Source organism: Paralcaligenes sp. KSB-10, from assembly GCF_021266465.1.
In the GTDB taxonomy this organism is placed as follows: Bacteria; Pseudomonadota; Gammaproteobacteria; order Burkholderiales; family Burkholderiaceae_B.
On the sequence record NZ_CP089848.1, the window covers coordinates 4,038,306 to 4,055,724 of the forward strand.

A 17,419-nucleotide genomic window follows, 5' to 3' on the forward strand; every position below is an offset into this window, starting at 1 on the left:
TCCGTGAATCTATCGCGCCTTTTCATTATGCGGCCGGTTGCCACGACGCTGGCAATGCTGGCCGTGCTGATTGCCGGCATACTCGCATACCGGATCCTGCCCGTATCGGCATTGCCCGAGGTCGATTATCCGACCATTCAGGTGGTAACCCTGTATCCGGGCGCCAGCCCGGTAGTGATGACCTCTCTGGTGACCTCGCCCCTGGAACGCCAATTCGGACAAATGCCTGGATTGTCCCAGATGAGCTCGTCGAGTTCGGGCGGCTCATCGATGATTACCCTGCAGTTCGATCTGGGTTTGCCGCTGGATGTGGCCGAACAGGAAGTGCAGGCGGCGATCAATGCCGCTTCGAACCTGCTGCCCAGCGATCTGCCCACGCCGCCCACCTACAACAAGGTGAATCCGGCCGATACGCCGGTCATAAGCCTGGCCATTACTTCGCCCACCTTGCCTTTGTATCAGGTCCGGGATCTGATCGATATACGTGTGGCGCAGAAGCTGTCGCAGGTATCCGGTGTGGGCCTGGTCAGCATCGCCGGCGGGCAACGGCCGGCCGTACGCGTACAGGTCAATCCGCAGGCACTGGCATCGCACAATCTGACGCTGACCGATGTGCGCACGGCCATCACCAGCGCAAGCACCAATCAGCCCAAGGGAAACCTGGATGGCCCGGAACGCTCCACGACCATCAACGCCAACGATCAGCTCAGTTCCGTCAAGGACTATGACTCGCTGATTTTGTCCTATAAGAATGGAGCTCCCCTGCGTCTGCGCGATGTGGCCACGGCGGTACAGGATGCGCAGGACATCCGCCAGGCCGCATGGGTAGGCAAGACGCCCGCGGTGCTGCTGAATATCCAGCGCCAGCCCGGGGCCAATGTGATCGATGTGGTGGACCGCATCAAGGCGCTGCTGCCCTCCCTGAAGCAGTCTCTGCCTGTTGGGGTCGATGTCTCCGTGGCGACCGATCGCACGCAAACCATTCGTGATTCCATCAACCATGTCCTGTTCGAGATGGTGCTGGCCATAGTGCTGGTGGTGCTGGTGACTTTTGTGTTTTTGCGCAGCTGGACGGCAACCTTCATTCCCAGCGTGGTGGTGCCTTTGTCGCTGGTCGGCACCTTCGGCATCATGTATCTGGCCGGGTTCAGCATCAATAACCTGACCCTGATGGCGCTCACCATTGCCACGGGTTTTGTGGTCGATGACGCGATCGTCATGATCGAGAATATCGCGCGGCACATCGAGGCCGGCGAAACCGCCCTGAAGGCGGCCCTCAAGGGCGCGGCCCAGATAGGATTCACGCTGGTTTCCCTGACATTGTCCCTGATCGCCGTGCTGATTCCTCTTCTGTTCATGAGCGACGTAATAGGGCGGCTGTTTCGTGAATTCGCCATTACGCTGGCGGTGGCCATCCTGATTTCGCTGGCGATCTCCCTGACGCTTACGCCCATGATGTGTGCGCGTCTGCTCAAGCCCGAGTCCGAGATGAAATTCGGCCGTTTCCAGCGTAAAACCGGCGCCATGATCGACGGCCTGGTGCGCGGCTACGATCGCGGCCTGTCTTTCGTCCTGGCGCACCAGCGCATCACCCTGCTGGTGGCTGTCGGTACGCTGGCCGTGACCGGCTTGTTGTATCTGCTTGTGCCCAAGGGTTTTTTCCCGCAACAGGATACCGGTATGATCCAGGCCATCAGCCAGGCGCCGCAGACGGTTTCCTTTCCGTCCATGGCGCGGCGGCAGCAGCAGGCGGTCGATCGAATCCTGGAAGATCCGGCAGTATCCACGGTGACTTCGTTCATAGGCATCGATGGCACCAATTCAACCTTGAATACGGGCCGCCTGCAGATTGCCCTCAAGCCTACGGGCGAGCGCAGCGACAATGCCATGGCCATCATCGGGCGGCTGAATCAGGCGCTGAAAAATATACCCGAGATCAAAGTCTATATGCAGCCGGTGCAGGACCTGACCATCGACGATCAGGTCAGCCGGACCCAGTACCAGATGACTTTGTCGGACCCCGATAGCGCGGTGCTGGGCACATGGGTGCCCAAGGTTGTGCAAAAGCTGCAAGGCCTGCCGCAACTGACGGATGTGGCCGACGATTTTCAAAATGGCGGCCTGCAGACCTCGCTGGTCATCGATCGCGACGCGGCGGCGCGCCTGGGCGTGACCACTGCGGCCATCGATGAGGCCCTCTACGATGCCTTCGGCCAGCGGCTGATTTCAACCATCTTCACCCAATCGTCGCAGTATCGTGTCGTGCTGGAAGTCGCGCCGCAGTATCGCCAGAGCCCGGCGGCGCTGGCGCAGATCTACGTCCCGACCTCAGGCGGCACCCCGGTTCCCCTGACCAGCCTGGCGCGCGTCGTCGAGTCCAATACCTTGCTGTCCATCGAACGCCTGGATCAGTTCCCGGCGGCGACGGTGTCCTTCAACCTGGCGTCGGGCGTGGCTTTGTCCGACGCGGTCGATGCGATCCAGAAAGCCGAGGCCGGCATGGGCCTGCCCGCCTCTATCGATACACGATTCCAGGGGGCGGCCAAGGCGTTCCAGGCCTCGCTGAGCAGCACTCTTTGGCTGCTTCTGGCTGCCGTGGTGGCGATGTACATCGTGTTGGGAATATTGTACGAAAGCTACATCCACCCGATCACCATCCTGTCGACCTTGCCGTCGGCCGCGATCGGCGCGCTGCTGGCCCTGCTGATCAGCCGGACCGAGCTCGACATGATAGGCGTCATCGGCATTATTCTGCTGATCGGCATCGTCAAGAAAAATGCCATCATGATGATCGACTTCGCGCTCGATGCCGAGCGTCACAGAGGCCTGAGCCCCAGGGCGGCAATACACGAGGCGGCGCTGCTGCGCTTCCGCCCGATCCTGATGACTACGCTGGCGGCCTTGTTCAGCGCCATTCCGCTGATGCTGGCTACGGGCGCAGGCTCGGAACTGCGGCAGCCCCTGGGCCTGGTGATGGTAGGCGGCCTGCTGTGCAGCCAGTTGCTGACCCTGTTTACTGTTCCCGTGATTTATCTGGCCTTCGATCGCCTGGCGCGTCGTTTCCGGCCCAGGCCGGCGGCTGACAGGGCTCCGGACGAGGCCTTGCCATGAGGTTCCTGGCCCTGTTCATCATGCGGCCCGTCGCAACAACGCTATTGAGCCTGGCGCTGGTGCTGACGGGGGCGCTGGCCTTTGGCCTGCTGCCGGTATCTCCTTTGCCGCAGGTGGACTACCCGATGATTTCGGTTTCCGCCAGCATGCCCGGCGCCAGCCCCGAAACCATGGCCTCCAGCGTGGCAACCCCGCTGGAGCAGGCCCTGGGTTCGATTGCCGGGGTCACGGACATGAGCTCGAGAAGCACCGAGGGCTCCACCCGCGTCTCCCTGCAGTTCGATTTGAGCCGCAACATCAATAGCGCCGCGCGCGATGTGCAGGCCGCCATCAACGCTTCGCGCACACTCCTGCCGTCAAGCCTGCGCAGCAACCCCACCTACCACAAGGTCAATCCGGCGTCGGCGCCCATCATGGTCCTGGCGCTGACCTCGCCCACGGTAACGCAGGGGCAGCTGTATGACATGGCGTCGACCATTCTCGCGCAAAAGCTGGCCCAGGTTTCAGGTGTGGGCGAGGTCGATGTCGGGGGCAGCTCCTTGCCGGCGATACGCATTGACCTGAATCCCCAGGCGCTCAACAGCGCCGGAGTGGCGTTGGACGATGTGCGTACCGCCCTGGTGAATGCCAATGGTTTGCGCCCCAACGGCATGGTCGAAAACGACCAGTACCACTGGCTGCTGAATTCAGGCGATCAGTTGACCCAGTCGGCGCAGTACCGGCCGCTGATCGTGGCCTGGCGCAATGGCGCGCCGATACGCCTGAGCGATGTCGCCACAGTCACGGATTCGGTCGAAGACCTTTTCAATGCCGGATTCTTCAACAATCAGAAAGCCATTTCACTGATCGTGCGGCGGCAGTCCGATGCCAATATCATCGAGACCGTCGATGCGATTCGCGCCCAGATCCCCAGCTTCCAGGCCATGCTGCCGGCCAATGTCACGCTTACCGTGGCGCAGGACCGCACTCCGAGCATACGCGCTTCCCTGCACGAGGCAGAGCTGACTCTGGTAATCGCCGTGGTGCTGGTGGTGCTGGTGGTGCTGCTGTTTTTGCGCAATCTGCGCGCGGCGCTCATTCCCAGCATTGTCGTGCCCGTATCGCTGATTACCACCTTCAGCCTGATGCTGTTGTTCAATTTCACGCTCAACACCATTTCCCTCATGGCCTTGATTGTGGCGGCGGGGTTCGTGGTCGACGATGCCATCGTCGTGCTTGAAAACATCATCCGGCATATAGAACGGGGCGCGCCTCCGGTGCGTGCGGCCATACGCGGTCTCAAGGAAGTGGGCTTTACTGTGCTGGCGATGAGCGTGTCCCTGGTTGCGGTATTCATCCCCATTCTGCTCATGAGCGGCATAGTCGGGCGCCTGTTCCGCGAGTTTGCGGTAACCCTGTCGGCTTCCATCATGGTGTCCCTGCTGGTTTCCCTGACGCTGACCCCCATGATGTGCTCGCGCCTGTTGCGTCGGCAGGAACGTGTTCGAAAGCCGCCGGGCCGTCTGGCCCGGACCTTTCAATCGGTGGGCGAAGTATTGTGGGACGGATATAAAAGATCCTTGTCGTGGGCGCTGGCGCATGGGCGCTTCATGATGTTGTTGCTGGCCATCACGATCGGACTCAATGTGTATTTGTACAAGATCGTGCCCAAAGGCTTTTTCCCGCAGCAGGATACCGGCCAGCTATTGGGATTCTTTCGTGTCGATCAGGGAACCTCCTTTACGGCCATGCTGCCCAAGCTGGAAGATTTTCGCAAAGTGCTGCTGCAGGATCCCGCTGTTGCAAGCGTAACCGGCTATGCCGGCGGTCGCGGCGGAAGCAATTCCAGTTTCCTGCTTATACAACTCAAGCCGCTGGATGTCCGCAAGATCAGCGCAACGCAGGTTGTGAATCGCCTGCGCGGCCAATTCCAGGGCGTGCCCGGCGCGCGCCTGACACTGGTGCCGCAGCAGGACATCCGGATGGGCAGCCGTCAAACCAGCACGGCGTCCTACGACTACACCTTGATGGCCAGCGATCTGGGGCTGCTTAAGACCTGGCTGCCCAAGGTGCAGAAAATCATGGCCGGCTTGCCCGAACTGGTCGATGTGGACACCGACGTCGAAGACAAGGGAACTCAGGTCAATCTGGTTATAGACCGCGACGCGGCAACCCGCCTGGGCGTCAATATGGGCCTGATTGCGTCGACGCTGAATAATTCGTTCAGCCAGCGGCAGATCTCGGTCATTTATGGGCGGCTGAATCAATACCATGTGGTCATGGGGCTGGATCAGCGCTATGCCCAGAATGCCGAATCGCTCAAGCTGGTGCAGGTGGTCACGGCCGGCGGCAACAGAGTGCCGCTGTCCGCATTTGCCCATTTCGAGGTTGGCAATTCGCCGCTCAGTGTGCAGCACCAGGGCTTGTTCGCCGCGGATACGGTTTCGTTCAGCCTGGCGCCCGGCGTGGCATTGGACCAGGGGCTCCAGGCCATCAACAATGCAGTGGCGCGCAGCGGCTTGCCGACCCGGGAAATACAGGCGGGCTTCCAGGGCGATGCGCAGGCTTTGCAGCAGTCTCTGGCGCAGCAGCCCTGGTTGATCCTGGCGGCGCTTGTCACCATGTATATCGTGCTGGGCATGCTCTACGAAAGCTATGTGCATCCCATTACGATTCTGTCGACCTTGCCGTCTGCGGGTATAGGTGCCTTGCTGGCCCTGATGCTGCTGGGCGAACAATTTACGCTGATTGCGCTGATCGGAGTATTTCTGCTGATCGGCATAGTCAAGAAAAATGCCATCATGATGGTGGATTTTGCCCTGCAGGCCGAGCGTGAGCAGAACCTGTCCTCGCGCGATGCCATATACCAGGCGTGCCTGATCCGGTTTCGCCCTATCATGATGACGACGGTATCGGCGCTGTTTGGCGCGCTGCCCCTGGTGCTGGCTTCGGGTGCCGGCGTGGAATTGCGCCGGCCGCTGGGCCTGACCATTGTCGGCGGCCTGATCCTCAGCCAGATCCTGACGCTCTACACCACACCCGTTGTTTATTTATATCTGGATCGCTTCCGTTTGTGGGCCAAACGCAAGCGGGGGCAGCCTGCACATGGTTAATTTGCATAAAAAAATCTTGAGAAATTCGGCGCTTGTCGTGCTGACGGCTTTGCTCGGCGCGTGCGCGGTGGGGCCGAATTATCAGCGGCCGACTGTTTCCGTGGGGAACGGGTACAAAGAAGCAAAAGGCTGGAAACTCGCGCAGCCTGGCGACACGGGCTTGCGTGCCGACTGGTGGCGCAGCTACAACGACTCCGTGCTCAATGGGCTTATGGATGGCTTGCTCGCATCCAACCAGAACATTGCGCAAGCCGAGGCCCAGTACCGTCAGGCGCAAGCGTTGGTGAAATCCGCCAGGGCCGGCTTTTTCCCGACCGTAACGGGGGGCTTGTCTTCGACGCGCTCCGGCAGCCGCAGTCCCGACACCGGTTCGGGTTCCAGCAGCAGCAAGAGCAGCCAATCGGAGCTTAGCGGCGCGGTAAGCTGGGAACCCGACATCTGGGGCAAGGTGCGGCGTTCGGTGGAGTCGAGCCGGGCGGGCCTTGAAGCGAGTGCGGCCGATGTGGCGGCAACGCGCTTGAGCATGCAATCGACCCTGGCGCAAACCTATTTCAATTTACGCGCGCTGGATGCGGAGAAACGGCTATACGTCCAGACGCTTGCCGCCTATCAGCGTTCCCTGACGACGACCGAGAACCGCTACCATGCGGGCGTGGCGGCGCAGGCCGATGTGGAAGCCGCCCGCACTCAACTGGAGAACGCGCGTACCGACGCATTGGCGCTGGAATGGCAGCGCGCGCAGTACGAGCATGCGCTGGCGGTGCTTACAGGGCAGGCCCCGTCGAGTTTCGCGCTTGCTCCAGACCAGACGGTGGGAACCGTGCCTGAAATTCCAGTCGGCCTGCCGTCGCAATTGCTTGAGCGCCGCCCTGATGTGGCCGCCGCCGAGCGCCGCACCGCCGAGGCCAATGCCAAGATCGGCGTGGCCCAGGCGGCCTGGTTTCCGGACCTGACCCTGAGCGCCAGCGGCGGCTTCAGCAATAGCCAGTTGGCGCTATGGCTGGCGGCGCCGGCCAGTTTCTGGTCCCTGGGGCCGGCATTGGCCATGACGCTGTTCGACGGCGGTGCGCGCCAGGCGAATATTGAACAGTCGCGCGCGGCCTACGATGCGCAAGTCGCCGCCTACCGTTCGACGGTTTTGGGCGCTTTGCAGGAGGTCGAAAATTACCTGGTGCAATTAAGCGTGATGGCCCGGGAACAGCAGACCCAGGACCGGGCCCTGGCCTCGGCGCGCGAATCCCTGCGCCTGACGGAAAACCAGTACCAGGCCGGAATAATCGATTACCTGAGTGTTGCGCAGGTTGAAACCACCGCCTTGAGCACTGAACGTTCGGCGCTGGCGCTCAGAGCGGCTCGACTGGTGGCCAGCGTGCAATTGATTGCCGCGCTGGGCGGCGGCTGGCAGGTGCCCCAGCCGGCCGACAATCATCAGGCGAGCAGCAAATGACGGATGCCGGCAATGCCGTGTGCACCGTGTTCCCGTGCGATCGGCCGGGTTTGGGCGGATTGTCCGCCGATGGCGAATACCGGGCGTCCGGCTTGCTCGGCCAGTCGGGAAAATTGTTCCCAGCCCATGCCGGGTCGGTCCGGGTGCGAAGGGGTGTCGAGCACATGTCCAAGGACGGCGAAATCAGCATTCAGTGCGCGCGCCGCAGCCAGGTCGTCGAGCGTGTGAGCCGATACGCCAATCAGGCCCGGTGCGGGAACCGGGCTGCCTGACTCGGCCAGTGCCCGGGCATCTGCCGCGCGCCACTGTGTGCCGTCCGCTTGCGTTCGCCACGGTGCCGGGTGGCTGCTGTTGACGAGGCACTGCGCTTCAAATTCACGACACCGCTGCAATACCTGCCTGAACCCGGAGTAGACCTCGTGCTCGGCGGCGTGGGCCGACCAGGCGGGTTCGCGAAACTGTACCAGCCTTACTCCTCGCTTGAGGGCCTGGGTAAGCAAGTCCATGAAGCGGGGCAGATTCTCGCTGCGCTCGATGGAGGTGAGCAGGTAATGGTCGGGAAGTTGCAGCCAGCGCAGCGGCGGTTCGGTGGCCGGCAAGAGCTGGCCTACGGTAATCGGTTGCTGGGGGTCGACCCAGGCCAGGATCTGGCCTTCGCGCCCGACGGGCGTGCCGTTCCAGGCGGTAACCCGGCAAAACGCCAGGCGCACGATGTTCTTGGGGTATTCGTGCACATGAGTGATCCACGGAGTGGCTTCGGTGATATCGATGTCGAGCTCTTCCTTCAGTTCGCGCGCCAAGGCTTGGAGCACGGTTTCGCCGGGCTCGATTTTCCCTCCGGGCAGTTCCCACCAGCCCGACCAGGGCTTGTCGGCGGGGCGCTCGGCCAGCAGCAGCGAGCCGTCGGCACGCTGGATCATGCCGGCGGCGACATTGATGAGCGGTTTAGACATGACGGGCCGACCAGTCGCGGGCGAACTGACGCGCGACGCGGCCGGAACGCGAACCGCGCTCGAGCGCCCATTGCAGCGCTTCGGTACGCGAGGCTTCGATATCGGCATTGGTGCAGCCGAGCTCTTTGAGCCAGTAATACACAATGTCCAGATAGTCGTCCTGCTTGAATGGGTAAAACGACAGCCACAGCCCGAATCGTTCCGACAGCGAGATTTTTTCTTCAACCGTTTCGCCGGGATGGATTTCGCCGTCGGACTGATGCTGAGCGCTGAGGTTCTCGCTCATGTATTCGGGCATGAGATGGCGCCGATTCGACGTGGCGTAGATCAGCACGTTATCGCCCGACGATGAGATCGAACCATCCAGCACCGACTTGAGCGCCTTGTAGCCGGCTTCGCCTTCCTCGAAGGACAGGTCGTCGCAAAAGATAATGAAACGTTCGCTGCGCTGGCCGACCAGGTCGACGATATCGCCCAAATCGCCCATATCGGCCTTGTCGACCTCGATGAGCCGCAAGCCGCGTGATCCATAGGCGGCCAGCATGGCCTTGACCAGCGAGCTCTTGCCGGTGCCGCGGGCGCCTGTCATGAGCACATTGTTGGCCGGCTTTTTCTGCAGGAAATGCTGCGTGTTGCGATCAATAATGCCTTTCTGGCGCTCGACATGCTGCAGGTCGTCAAGGTTGATGAGCGATACATGCTTGACGGCATCGAGCCAGCCGCGATTGCTGCGTTTGCGCCAACGAAAAGCATGCGCCGACCAATCCGTTTCCGGCGGTGCCGGAGGAAGCCACGCTTCTAATTGCGCCAGTACGCGTTCGGCGCGTTGAATAAGCGTGCTTAAGTCGGTGGCACTCACTGAGTTCTCCATATGGAATTGGGGCAAACCGCTATTATCGCCAATTTATGCCCGGTCTTGCAGGAATTGCGATTTGGGTGCATTGGCATCCGGGGCCGTGTTATGTGTGATGTTCGCGCAAGAACGTATAATCCCAGCCTTGATCCGCCAGATTTTGTAACTGTTTGGATTTGCACGGCCGTACCTTGCTGTTCAGAGGTTCACGCCGCGCGTGCCGGCGCTGTCGGCCCAAATGATTGGCAGAAAGGCGGCCTTGTTGATTTTGCCCTTTGGCTTACTTTAAACCCGGACCCTGTTTTGAATCTCGCCGAGTTGCTTGCCCCCATTGCAGAGGATATGAAAGCGGTCGATGCGGTTATTCGCTCCCGCCTGAGTTCCGACGTTGTCATGATACGCACGATCGGCGACTATATTGTGGGCGCGGGCGGCAAGCGCATGCGCCCCGCCTTGTTGCTCATGATTGCCAAGGCCCTGGGCTACCAGGGAACGCATCATCATTTGCTGGCCGCGGTCGTCGAGTTCATTCATACGGCCACTTTGCTGCACGACGATGTGGTGGACGAGTCCGATATGCGCCGCGGCCGCAGCACGGCCAATGCGGTGTTCGGCAACGCGGCCAGCGTACTGGTGGGCGATTACCTGTATTCCCGTTCTTTTGAAATGATGGTTGAAACCGACAAGATGCAGGTCATGTCCATCTTGTCGGGGGCGACCACCATCATTGCCGAGGGCGAGGTGCTGCAGCTCATGAATGTGCACGATCCCGAGGTATCGCTGGAGCGCTACCTGCAGGTGGTGCGGTACAAAACGGCCAAGCTGTTCGAAGCTTCGGCACAGGTCGGCGCCGTCATTGCCGGGGCTACGCCCGAACAGGAGGCCGCCGCGGCCGCCTATGGTCGTCATATCGGCACCGCGTTCCAACTGATCGACGATGTACTCGACTACAGCGGCGATGTCGATGCGCTGGGCAAGAACGTGGGCGACGATTTACGCGAAGGCAAGCCCACCATGCCGCTGATTCGTGTCATGGAGATCGGTACCGAGGCCCAGAAGACATTGATCCGGGACGCCATCAAAACCGGCGAGGCCGACTTTGAAGCCGTGGCGCTGGCCATCCACGATACCGGCGCGCTGGACTACACGCGCCAGGCGGCGGTCGCCGAAGCCGGGCGGGCCCGCGAGGCCCTGGCCGCCTATCCGGTTTCCGTTCAGCTGGAATCTTTGTTAGAATTTTGCTCTTTCGCCGTCGAACGGAATCATTAAGTTGTTCGTGGACGGGGTTATTTAGTTGCTCTCAAACGGAATCGCCGGGTTTTGCTAAAATGCTCGTCTTGCCGTTGGATTTGCCGGTAAGCGGATTGCTCGCAGGCGGGTCAGTCCTGGGTACATAGCCCGGTACAAAGGCAGCAATATGGCCCACGGCAAATCATTTGGCATTAAATCGGGGCGTAGCTCAGCCTGGTAGAGTACTGCGTTCGGGACGCAGGAGCCGGAGGTTCAAATCCTCTCGCCCCGACCAATATATTCCGATAAAAAGCCCCTGATACTTCAGGGGCTTTTGTTTTTTATTGCGAGGGTGTGTCGTATTTCGACGCTATTGGGACTAAAGCCGGCGTCGGGCCGCGCGAAATCCACTTTCACACGACATGTGCTGTGTATTACCGGCGTGCCCCTCATGAAGAGTAGGCATAGTCCATCTCCAGGTACTGTGGTGCGCTTAGCCGGCTCGGGCGCCCATCCTCGTCGGGCGATATCGCTCAGTTTTCGCACTTGGACTACAGTCAGGTAAGCCGGGCTGGATATGAACTTTCTCAAAAAGGCTTGGTCACATATACCGCCGACAAGAAAGACAGACGCAAGTCCTTCTTGCATCTGAGCGCGGAGGGCGGGCGGGTGCTTGCCGCGGGACTTTCGGGCACTGCGGAAGCAGATGGGTAGCGAAACGGCGCTGCCTTTAACCTATGTCTAGCCTAAGTTTAGAGTGTCAGACTTCGTGTCGAGCTTCCAAAATGGAAATTAAATGGAGTCGATGTGAACAATTCAACTGCACACGCTTTGAGCAAGGTCCCGGAGGTCACTTTGATCTTCTGGATTATAAAAATCGCCGCTACCACGCTGGGTGAAACGGGTGGTGATTCGGTGACCATGTCCATGAATCTTGGATACCTTGTCGGGACGGCAATTTTTGCGGTAATTTTCCTGATTGCCGTGGCCGCTCAAGTCAATGCAAAGCGCTTTCATCCGTTTCTTTATTGGGCCACGATTATTGCAACGACGACAGTGGGGACCACCTTGGCCGATTTTGCGGATCGTTCCCTTGGAATTGGATATGCGGGGGGATCGTCCTTGCTGTTTATCCTGCTGATGGCGTCACTATTTATTTGGCATCGGTCGCTTGGGACTGTATCGGTCGAGGCCGTCAGCTCTCCAAAAGCAGAGATGTTTTATTGGGTGACGGTCATGTTTTCCCAGACTCTGGGGACTGCGCTAGGCGACTGGACCGCCGACACCGCCGGGCTGGGCTACGAAGGAGGTGCCTTGGTATTTAGCGCCTTGTTGGCACTGATTGCTGTGGCGTACTACCGGACCAGGATATCTCGCACCGCGCTGTTCTGGGCGGCATTCATCCTTACTCGCCCACTTGGAGCGGTGGTTGGCGATTTTCTTGATAAACCGCTCAGCGCCGGTGGCCTGGCGTTGAGCCGTTATTCCGCTTCGGCTGCTCTTTTTGCTTTTATGCTGACCTGCATTTTATTTTTCAGGCAAAGGGCGGCGGCACGGGCTCATTGAAGTGCAGTGTGTGGCCTGCTCGCTTGTTGACACAAGGAATCGAAGAACGAGCTCCGGCCGCCTGGAGAGGTTGCACCGATGCTAAACTGCGCCTTTTCCGCAGCCTTGGCATGCGTCATTCCGACTAGGCAAGTGATTTGACCGAATTCCAGATTGCGCTGGTAGCGCTTACCGTGTTTGTCGCGGCCCTGACCCAGGGCACTACCAGCATGGGTTTTGCATTGATTTCCGCACCGGTGATTGCGTTCGTTGAGCCAGGCCTGCTGCCGGTCTGGCTGTTGATCATGATGGTGCCTTTGAATATTTATGTGGTGCTGCGCGAGCGGCACGCCATCGACTATCACGCTACGCAATGGATCTCGCTGGGACGCATTCTGGGCACATTCGGCGGTGTTTGGATTCTTGTCGCCATTCCCCTGGCATGGTTAAGCACGCTGATCGGAATCGCTATTGTTCTTGCGTCGCTGGCGTCGTTCCTGATTCCTGCCTTCAATCCTGGTAAAAAGGCACTGGCAATCGCCGGGGCAATCACAGGTGTTGCGGAAACCGCTACGGGCATTGGCGGCCCGCCGTTGGCGATTGTGTGCCAGCATATGCCGGTAGCCACCTTGCGTGCGACGGTGGCACTGTGCTTCCTGATAGGGCAAATCGTATCGCTGGCAGTACTGGCCTTGAGTGGCCGCACGAGCCCGCATCAATTCATGTCGGCGCTGGTCATGATGCCGGCGCTACTGGCCGGCATGTGGGTGAGTCATTTGATCCATCATCGCGTCAACGCAAAAATCCTGCGCAAGGCGGTACTGATCTTTGCGCTGATATCGGGCGCCATTATTCTGCTGCGTGCGTAAGCGCCGATTTTCTTTTTGCAACACAGAAAGAAGCGACATGAAACAGCATGCAAGCAGATCGCCTGCCGTTACGGCCGCGCGAGAGGGCGCATCCATGACTTCGAGTAGGGAACGTATTGCCGTCCTGTGTGGGCGTGCGGGGCTTGTTTGCGGGCCGGCATCGACGTTTTAGTCGGAGTCAATTTGACACGCGCTCTTACAGGAGCTGGCTGGTGCGGGTGGTATAAAAACTTCAAGAGTAGGTGCTTATGCCTAGAATCTTAAAGGAATAAACATGAAAAATTACCATCTGGCTCGTATTACTGGTCTGGTGTTGTGTGCCGGGCTTGCCGCATGCTCTACGCCGCAAGAAGGAAAGAAAGCCAACGAATTGACGCAGAAAACGGTGGAGTATTCATGTTCCGCCCAGGCCCAGCAGGCGCTTAGCGTGCAATATACCTTCCAGGGCACTGACGCCGTGACGGCCAAGCTGATCTACAACAACCAGGCTATCGACTTGACCCGCGACACCGGCAGCAAAACCGATATGGTCGGCATTGCCTTTACGGGCAGCGGCTATACCTGGACTACCGATAAATTCACGCTGGACACTGTCGGCCAGGCCAATGGCAATATGCTGACGCAACAAGGCGAGCAGGACGTCAACGGCAAGACTATGCCCGTGAACAATATATTGGCCAAATCCTGCAAGGTCAGACACTAGCCCCAGGCTTCCCCATCGGGTGGCATGATGAGGTGTTTCATTAAGTTTCAGAAGCGTGAACGAAACGGCAGCCGCAAGGTCTTACTCTGAGGCATCGTGGGCGGTGCGTGAAGTTCCCTGGTTTTGGAGCCAATAGTATGAATACCTTGTGCTTGCCGAAAGCCGTATTTGCCGGATGGGCGGCCTTGCATGCGCCGTGGCGCAAGCTGGCATCCATGGTAATGCTTGCGCTGACGATGCTTGCAACCATGTCCGCACTTGTTCCCGCGCGGGCGGATGAATTGCTCAGCCCCCCGCAACTGGAGCAACTGGTGGCGCCGGTGGCGTTGTATCCGGATTCGCTGCTGTCGCAAGTGCTGATGGCGTCAACCTATCCACTCGATGTCGTTGAAGCCCAGCGGTGGCGTGCGGCGCAACCCAAAAACATGTCCGATCAGCAGCTATCGGCGGCTGTGCAGGGCCAGCCATGGGATCCCAGCGTCAAGTCCCTGACTGCCTTTCCCGATGTCCTGCTCATGATGAGCGACAAGATCGACTGGACGCAGCAGTTGGGTGATGCTTTTCTGGGCCAACAGCAAGACGTGATGGATGCGGTGCAGCGCTTGCGGGCGCGCGCCGAGGCGACCGGGCATCTGAGGTCGGGTAGCCGGCAGAGAGTTCTGGTCGGCGACGGCAGTCCGGCCATTATTCAGATCGTGCCGGTCCAGCCCGATATCATTTATGTGCCTACTTACAATCCGCTCGTGGTGTACGGCCCGTGGCCATATCCAGCCTATCGGCCCATTTACTGGTATCCACCGAACTATTATCCGGCCCCCGGAGTCTTTATTTCTTTTGGCGCCGGCCTGGTGGTGGGTAACGCCTTGTGGGGCCATGTCGATTGGCATCGCCGCGATGTAAATATCAACATCAATCGTTACAACTATTTTAATCACACTCATATTGTCAATAATCGCTGGGAGCACGATCCGCGGCATCGCCGGGGTGTGGAATATCGTGATCCGGGGGCTCGCCAGCGATTTGGACAGAGCGGCCCTTCGGGGATGCGCGCCAGCGAGCGCGAGCAGTTTCGCAACCGCGCCGATACGGGGCGCAGGCAGCTGAACGATCCACATAATCGGCAGGATGCACAGCGTGCGATAGAACGCAGTCAAAATGGCGCTGCGCGGGGAAATGGCCTGGCAACGCCGAATTTGTCGTCCCCTCAACGAGGCGATCGCAATAGCGGCGGTTTCGGAGGCAATGGACGCGATTTGCAGGCGCCCAATGCGCGCGGCCATCGGACTCCCTCCGGGGAGGCGCCCGCCAATATCAATCGCACGCGTCGGCCCGACGCGGGGCCTAACCATTCCGCCACGCCGTTTCGGAATATTTCACAGCCTCCGCCCGCCGCGCGCACTCGAGAAACGCCGCAACGGCCGCAGCAACAACAACGGCCGCAACAGCAGCAGCGCCCGCAACAGCAGCAGCGACCCCAGCAACAGCAGCGGCCGGCGGCGCAGCAGCGGGAAGAACGGCATTCCCAGGCTGGCGGCGAACGGCCGTCCAGGGGGCGAGGCGAGCATCGGGATGGCGATCGTCGCTGATCGGCGTTCAGCGCCTGTCGCTGCGGCAGGCCAGGGCGGCCATTGCCAGGCAGGCCGCCGCCGCTCCGTACAGAACAAGGGAAGGCGTGACGGGCAGCAGGAAGCCTGCCAGGATGGGCCCTACACCGGCACCTATATCGCGCCAGATCGAGCGGGCAGCCAGGGCATGCACTCTTTGCGGGCCCGGGTACCGATGAGCAACAATAGGCGCAATCAGGGGTAGTTGCAGTGCGCGCAGGATAACCACCGCGGCCGCGCAGACCCATAGCCAGCCGGCGCCGAAGCCCACCAATGCAATCGCTGTCATCAGCGACAGCATGATCAGCATGTGTTCGGGGCCGTACTTCTCGGCCACTTGACCTCCCACCGGGCTGAGCAGAATTTCCGCCAGATAACGCAAGGCCAATAGCAGGCCGGCAATCAATACCGCTCCGGTAGGCGCGATGCTTTGCCCCAGAAATGAAAGCCCGACAATGAAAAGGCCGTCCAGGACCAGGCCTTCGACGAAGGACCAAATGTCCAGGCTGCCGGGCAGTTTGAAGCGGCGACCTTGCGGCCTGACATGGCCCTGGCCCGCGGGGAGCTTCAATGCCAGCGGGATCGAACACAGTGCGATCAATGCCAGCACCAGGAAGAACGGCCGCGGGGAAAACTGTTCGGCGAAAAAAGCGGAGAGCGGCAGCGCCAGCATGGGCCCCAGGGCAATCAGGGCGCGCGATTGGCCGGTTCTGCGCGAGGCTCCGGCCAGATCGGCCGTTGCGAGCGCCTGCGTGGAAAGGTTCAAGGCCGCGTAGGAAAGCCCCCACAGCAATCGTACTATGACGAGGGCCCAGAAGCCTGAAAAAAACGAGTAGCCCAGGGCGCAAATCGATGCAATGACCGCGGCGATGGTACATGCGGCGCGGTCGCCATGCTTGGCATAAAGTCTGGCCACTGTGCTGTAGCCCGCTATCCGAATCAGCCGATTGGCTGCCAGCAGCATGCCGGCCTCGGCCAGGCTTATACCGAATTGCGACGCATAAATTGGCAACACCAGATAAAGAACGGTATCGGCAGGTAGCGACATGCCCAGCACCAGGGCCGCATTTCGGGAGTTTCTGTCGGTTGATTGCGTGGGGTCGCCACTCATGGATGTCCAGTGCTCACTGGCTGCCAAGTGTCGATGCCGGCCCGACAAGCATCTTTCTCGACGGCCAAACTGGACATTCTACGATAGACCGGTTTCAGGCGGGCTCTAAGCCAGGTTCACCAGCACCTGGCCGTTTTCAACCCGTACCGGATAGCACTTGATATGCTGCGTGGCCGGTGCGCAAACGGCGTGCCCATTGCGTATATCGAATCGGCCCTGGTGCAGCGGGCATTCGATTTCGTGACCGTAAAGAAAGCCGTCGCATAATCGGGCATGGCCGTGCGTGCAGATATTGTCGGTGGCGAAATACTCGCCTTCGGCCTGATAGAGGGCGATTTCCCGCCCGTCCACATTTACGGCCACCACATCGTCGGCGGGCACTTCGGTCGCGGCGATGGCCGGGTTCCAGTTTTCGTCCATGAGGTTCTCAGATTGGATAGATCAGCGAATTCGGGATCATTTCGGTATCGAAGATGCAAAGGCGCGATTCGAACTTCAGGCCGTCGTTGCCGCGCTGGATAATATCGATGTAGCGGCCGACGTTGTACACAATCGAGACGCCGTCCGAGCGCGTGCGAAATACCGAGTAATTGGCTTCGGCCTCGATGCGGGAGTCGCTTGTCTTGCCGATTTTCGGCAAGCCGATCACATGGCGCTGGTAATAGGGTTCGTGAAAGATGGTTTCCGTGGCCCCGTAGATGCGGTCCTTGAGCATGCCTTTGCTTTCGAAGGACAGCGTAGCCAATGGATAGCCCCGGTCGTAGTTTTCCCGGGGCTGTACCTTGTAGGTGCATTCCTCGGTAAAGAATTCCGGCCATTCGCTCCAGCGGTTATTGTCGAGCGCCGAGGCGTACTCGGCATAAAGCGATACGACCTCGTAGTAGGTGGGGAAGTCGATCAT

General features: G+C 59.9%; 14 protein-coding genes and 1 tRNA gene. 10 read left to right on the forward strand and 5 right to left on the reverse strand.

The annotated features are described in order from the left end of the window. The first annotated feature begins 3 nt into the window (after positions 1 to 3). From LSG25_RS18495 to LSG25_RS18505, 3 genes are read left to right on the forward strand one after another with little or no spacing between them, the layout of a single operon-like run. The gene (locus tag LSG25_RS18495) at positions 4 to 3,111 is read left to right on the forward strand and encodes an MdtB/MuxB family multidrug efflux RND transporter permease subunit (RefSeq protein WP_232742341.1); all 3,108 of its coding nucleotides are present in this window, start codon (positions 4 to 6) and stop codon (positions 3,109 to 3,111) included. Beyond that, complete coding sequence (locus tag LSG25_RS18500) at positions 3,108 to 6,203, forward strand: efflux RND transporter permease subunit (protein ID WP_232742342.1); 3,096 nt, start codon at positions 3,108 to 3,110, stop codon at positions 6,201 to 6,203. Before LSG25_RS18495 ends, LSG25_RS18500 begins: the two co-directional genes overlap by 4 nt. Beyond that, a complete protein-coding gene (locus LSG25_RS18505; protein WP_232742343.1) occupies positions 6,196 to 7,650 on the forward strand; it encodes an efflux transporter outer membrane subunit in 1,455 nt (484 codons plus the stop codon). The genes LSG25_RS18500 and LSG25_RS18505 overlap by 8 nt, the downstream gene beginning before the upstream one ends. Here LSG25_RS18505 and LSG25_RS18510 read toward each other — a convergent pair. Together LSG25_RS18510 and LSG25_RS18515 are read right to left on the reverse strand one after the other, a co-directional pair. Next, positions 7,632 to 8,603, reverse strand: coding sequence for a Nudix family hydrolase (locus tag LSG25_RS18510; RefSeq protein ID WP_232742344.1), 972 nt, complete (start codon positions 8,601 to 8,603; stop codon positions 7,632 to 7,634). The genes LSG25_RS18505 and LSG25_RS18510 overlap by 19 nt on opposite strands. Next, positions 8,596 to 9,462: an ATP-binding protein gene (locus tag LSG25_RS18515; RefSeq protein ID WP_232742345.1), complete on the reverse strand. Its 867-nt coding sequence runs from the start codon at positions 9,460 to 9,462 to the stop codon at positions 8,596 to 8,598. Before LSG25_RS18515 ends, LSG25_RS18510 begins: the two co-directional genes overlap by 8 nt. A gap of 297 nt (positions 9,463 to 9,759) precedes the next feature. Between LSG25_RS18515 and LSG25_RS18520 the strand changes: the two genes are divergently transcribed. The 7 genes from LSG25_RS18520 to LSG25_RS18545 all read left to right on the forward strand — a co-directional run bounded on the left by LSG25_RS18520 (position 9,760) and on the right by LSG25_RS18545 (position 15,389). After that, positions 9,760 to 10,725, forward strand: a complete 966-nt coding sequence (locus LSG25_RS18520) for a polyprenyl synthetase family protein (RefSeq protein WP_232742346.1) — start codon at positions 9,760 to 9,762, stop codon at positions 10,723 to 10,725. 179 nt (positions 10,726 to 10,904) lie between these two features. Continuing rightward, positions 10,905 to 10,981, forward strand: a tRNA-Pro gene (locus LSG25_RS18525). 176 nt (positions 10,982 to 11,157) lie between these two features. Further along, positions 11,158 to 11,400 (forward strand): winged helix DNA-binding protein, encoded by a 243-nt coding sequence (locus LSG25_RS20535; protein ID WP_370636022.1) that lies wholly within the window; start codon positions 11,158 to 11,160, stop codon positions 11,398 to 11,400. 93 nt (positions 11,401 to 11,493) lie between these two features. After that, the gene (locus LSG25_RS18530; protein WP_232742347.1) at positions 11,494 to 12,252 is read left to right on the forward strand and encodes a hypothetical protein; all 759 of its coding nucleotides are present in this window, start codon (positions 11,494 to 11,496) and stop codon (positions 12,250 to 12,252) included. A gap of 137 nt (positions 12,253 to 12,389) precedes the next feature. After that, a complete protein-coding gene (locus tag LSG25_RS18535) occupies positions 12,390 to 13,100 on the forward strand; it encodes a sulfite exporter TauE/SafE family protein (RefSeq protein ID WP_232742348.1) in 711 nt (236 codons plus the stop codon). 274 nt (positions 13,101 to 13,374) lie between these two features. Continuing rightward, positions 13,375 to 13,803 carry a hypothetical protein gene (locus LSG25_RS18540; RefSeq protein WP_232742349.1) on the forward strand — a complete coding sequence of 143 codons (429 nt, stop codon included), beginning with the start codon at positions 13,375 to 13,377 and terminating at the stop codon, positions 13,801 to 13,803. Positions 13,804 to 13,940: 137 nt separating this feature from the next. Continuing rightward, on the forward strand, positions 13,941 to 15,389 hold the full coding sequence (locus LSG25_RS18545) for a DUF3300 domain-containing protein (protein ID WP_232742350.1): 1,449 nt from the start codon (positions 13,941 to 13,943) through the stop codon (positions 15,387 to 15,389). A gap of 7 nt (positions 15,390 to 15,396) precedes the next feature. Here LSG25_RS18545 and LSG25_RS18550 read toward each other — a convergent pair whose 3' ends face one another. From LSG25_RS18550 to LSG25_RS18560, 3 genes are all read right to left on the reverse strand, one after another. Further along, positions 15,397 to 16,518, reverse strand: a complete 1,122-nt coding sequence (locus LSG25_RS18550) for an MFS transporter (protein WP_232742351.1) — start codon at positions 16,516 to 16,518, stop codon at positions 15,397 to 15,399. 105 nt (positions 16,519 to 16,623) lie between these two features. Next, on the reverse strand, positions 16,624 to 16,938 hold the full coding sequence (locus LSG25_RS18555; protein ID WP_232742352.1) for a non-heme iron oxygenase ferredoxin subunit: 315 nt from the start codon (positions 16,936 to 16,938) through the stop codon (positions 16,624 to 16,626). A gap of 7 nt (positions 16,939 to 16,945) precedes the next feature. Next, on the reverse strand, positions 16,946 to 17,419 hold the full coding sequence (locus tag LSG25_RS18560; protein ID WP_232742353.1) for an aromatic-ring-hydroxylating dioxygenase subunit beta: 474 nt from the start codon (positions 17,417 to 17,419) through the stop codon (positions 16,946 to 16,948).

Excerpts from the sequence above, each read along its gene's own strand:
- LSG25_RS18510 (WP_232742344.1), bottom strand. The coding sequence starts at position 8,603 with ATGTCTAAACCGCTCATCAATGTCGCCGCCGGCATGATCCAGCGTGCC.
- LSG25_RS18500 (WP_232742342.1), top strand. The coding sequence starts at position 3,108 with ATGAGGTTCCTGGCCCTGTTCATCATGCGGCCCGTCGCAACAACGCTA.
- LSG25_RS18555 (WP_232742352.1), bottom strand. The coding sequence starts at position 16,938 with ATGGACGAAAACTGGAACCCGGCCATCGCCGCGACCGAAGTGCCCGCC.
- LSG25_RS18540 (WP_232742349.1), top strand. The coding sequence starts at position 13,375 with ATGAAAAATTACCATCTGGCTCGTATTACTGGTCTGGTGTTGTGTGCC.
- LSG25_RS18550 (WP_232742351.1), bottom strand. The coding sequence starts at position 16,518 with ATGAGTGGCGACCCCACGCAATCAACCGACAGAAACTCCCGAAATGCG.
- LSG25_RS18505 (WP_232742343.1), top strand. The coding sequence starts at position 6,196 with ATGGTTAATTTGCATAAAAAAATCTTGAGAAATTCGGCGCTTGTCGTG.
- LSG25_RS18560 (WP_232742353.1), bottom strand. The coding sequence starts at position 17,419 with ATGATCGACTTCCCCACCTACTACGAGGTCGTATCGCTTTATGCCGAG.
- LSG25_RS18545 (WP_232742350.1), top strand. The coding sequence starts at position 13,941 with ATGAATACCTTGTGCTTGCCGAAAGCCGTATTTGCCGGATGGGCGGCC.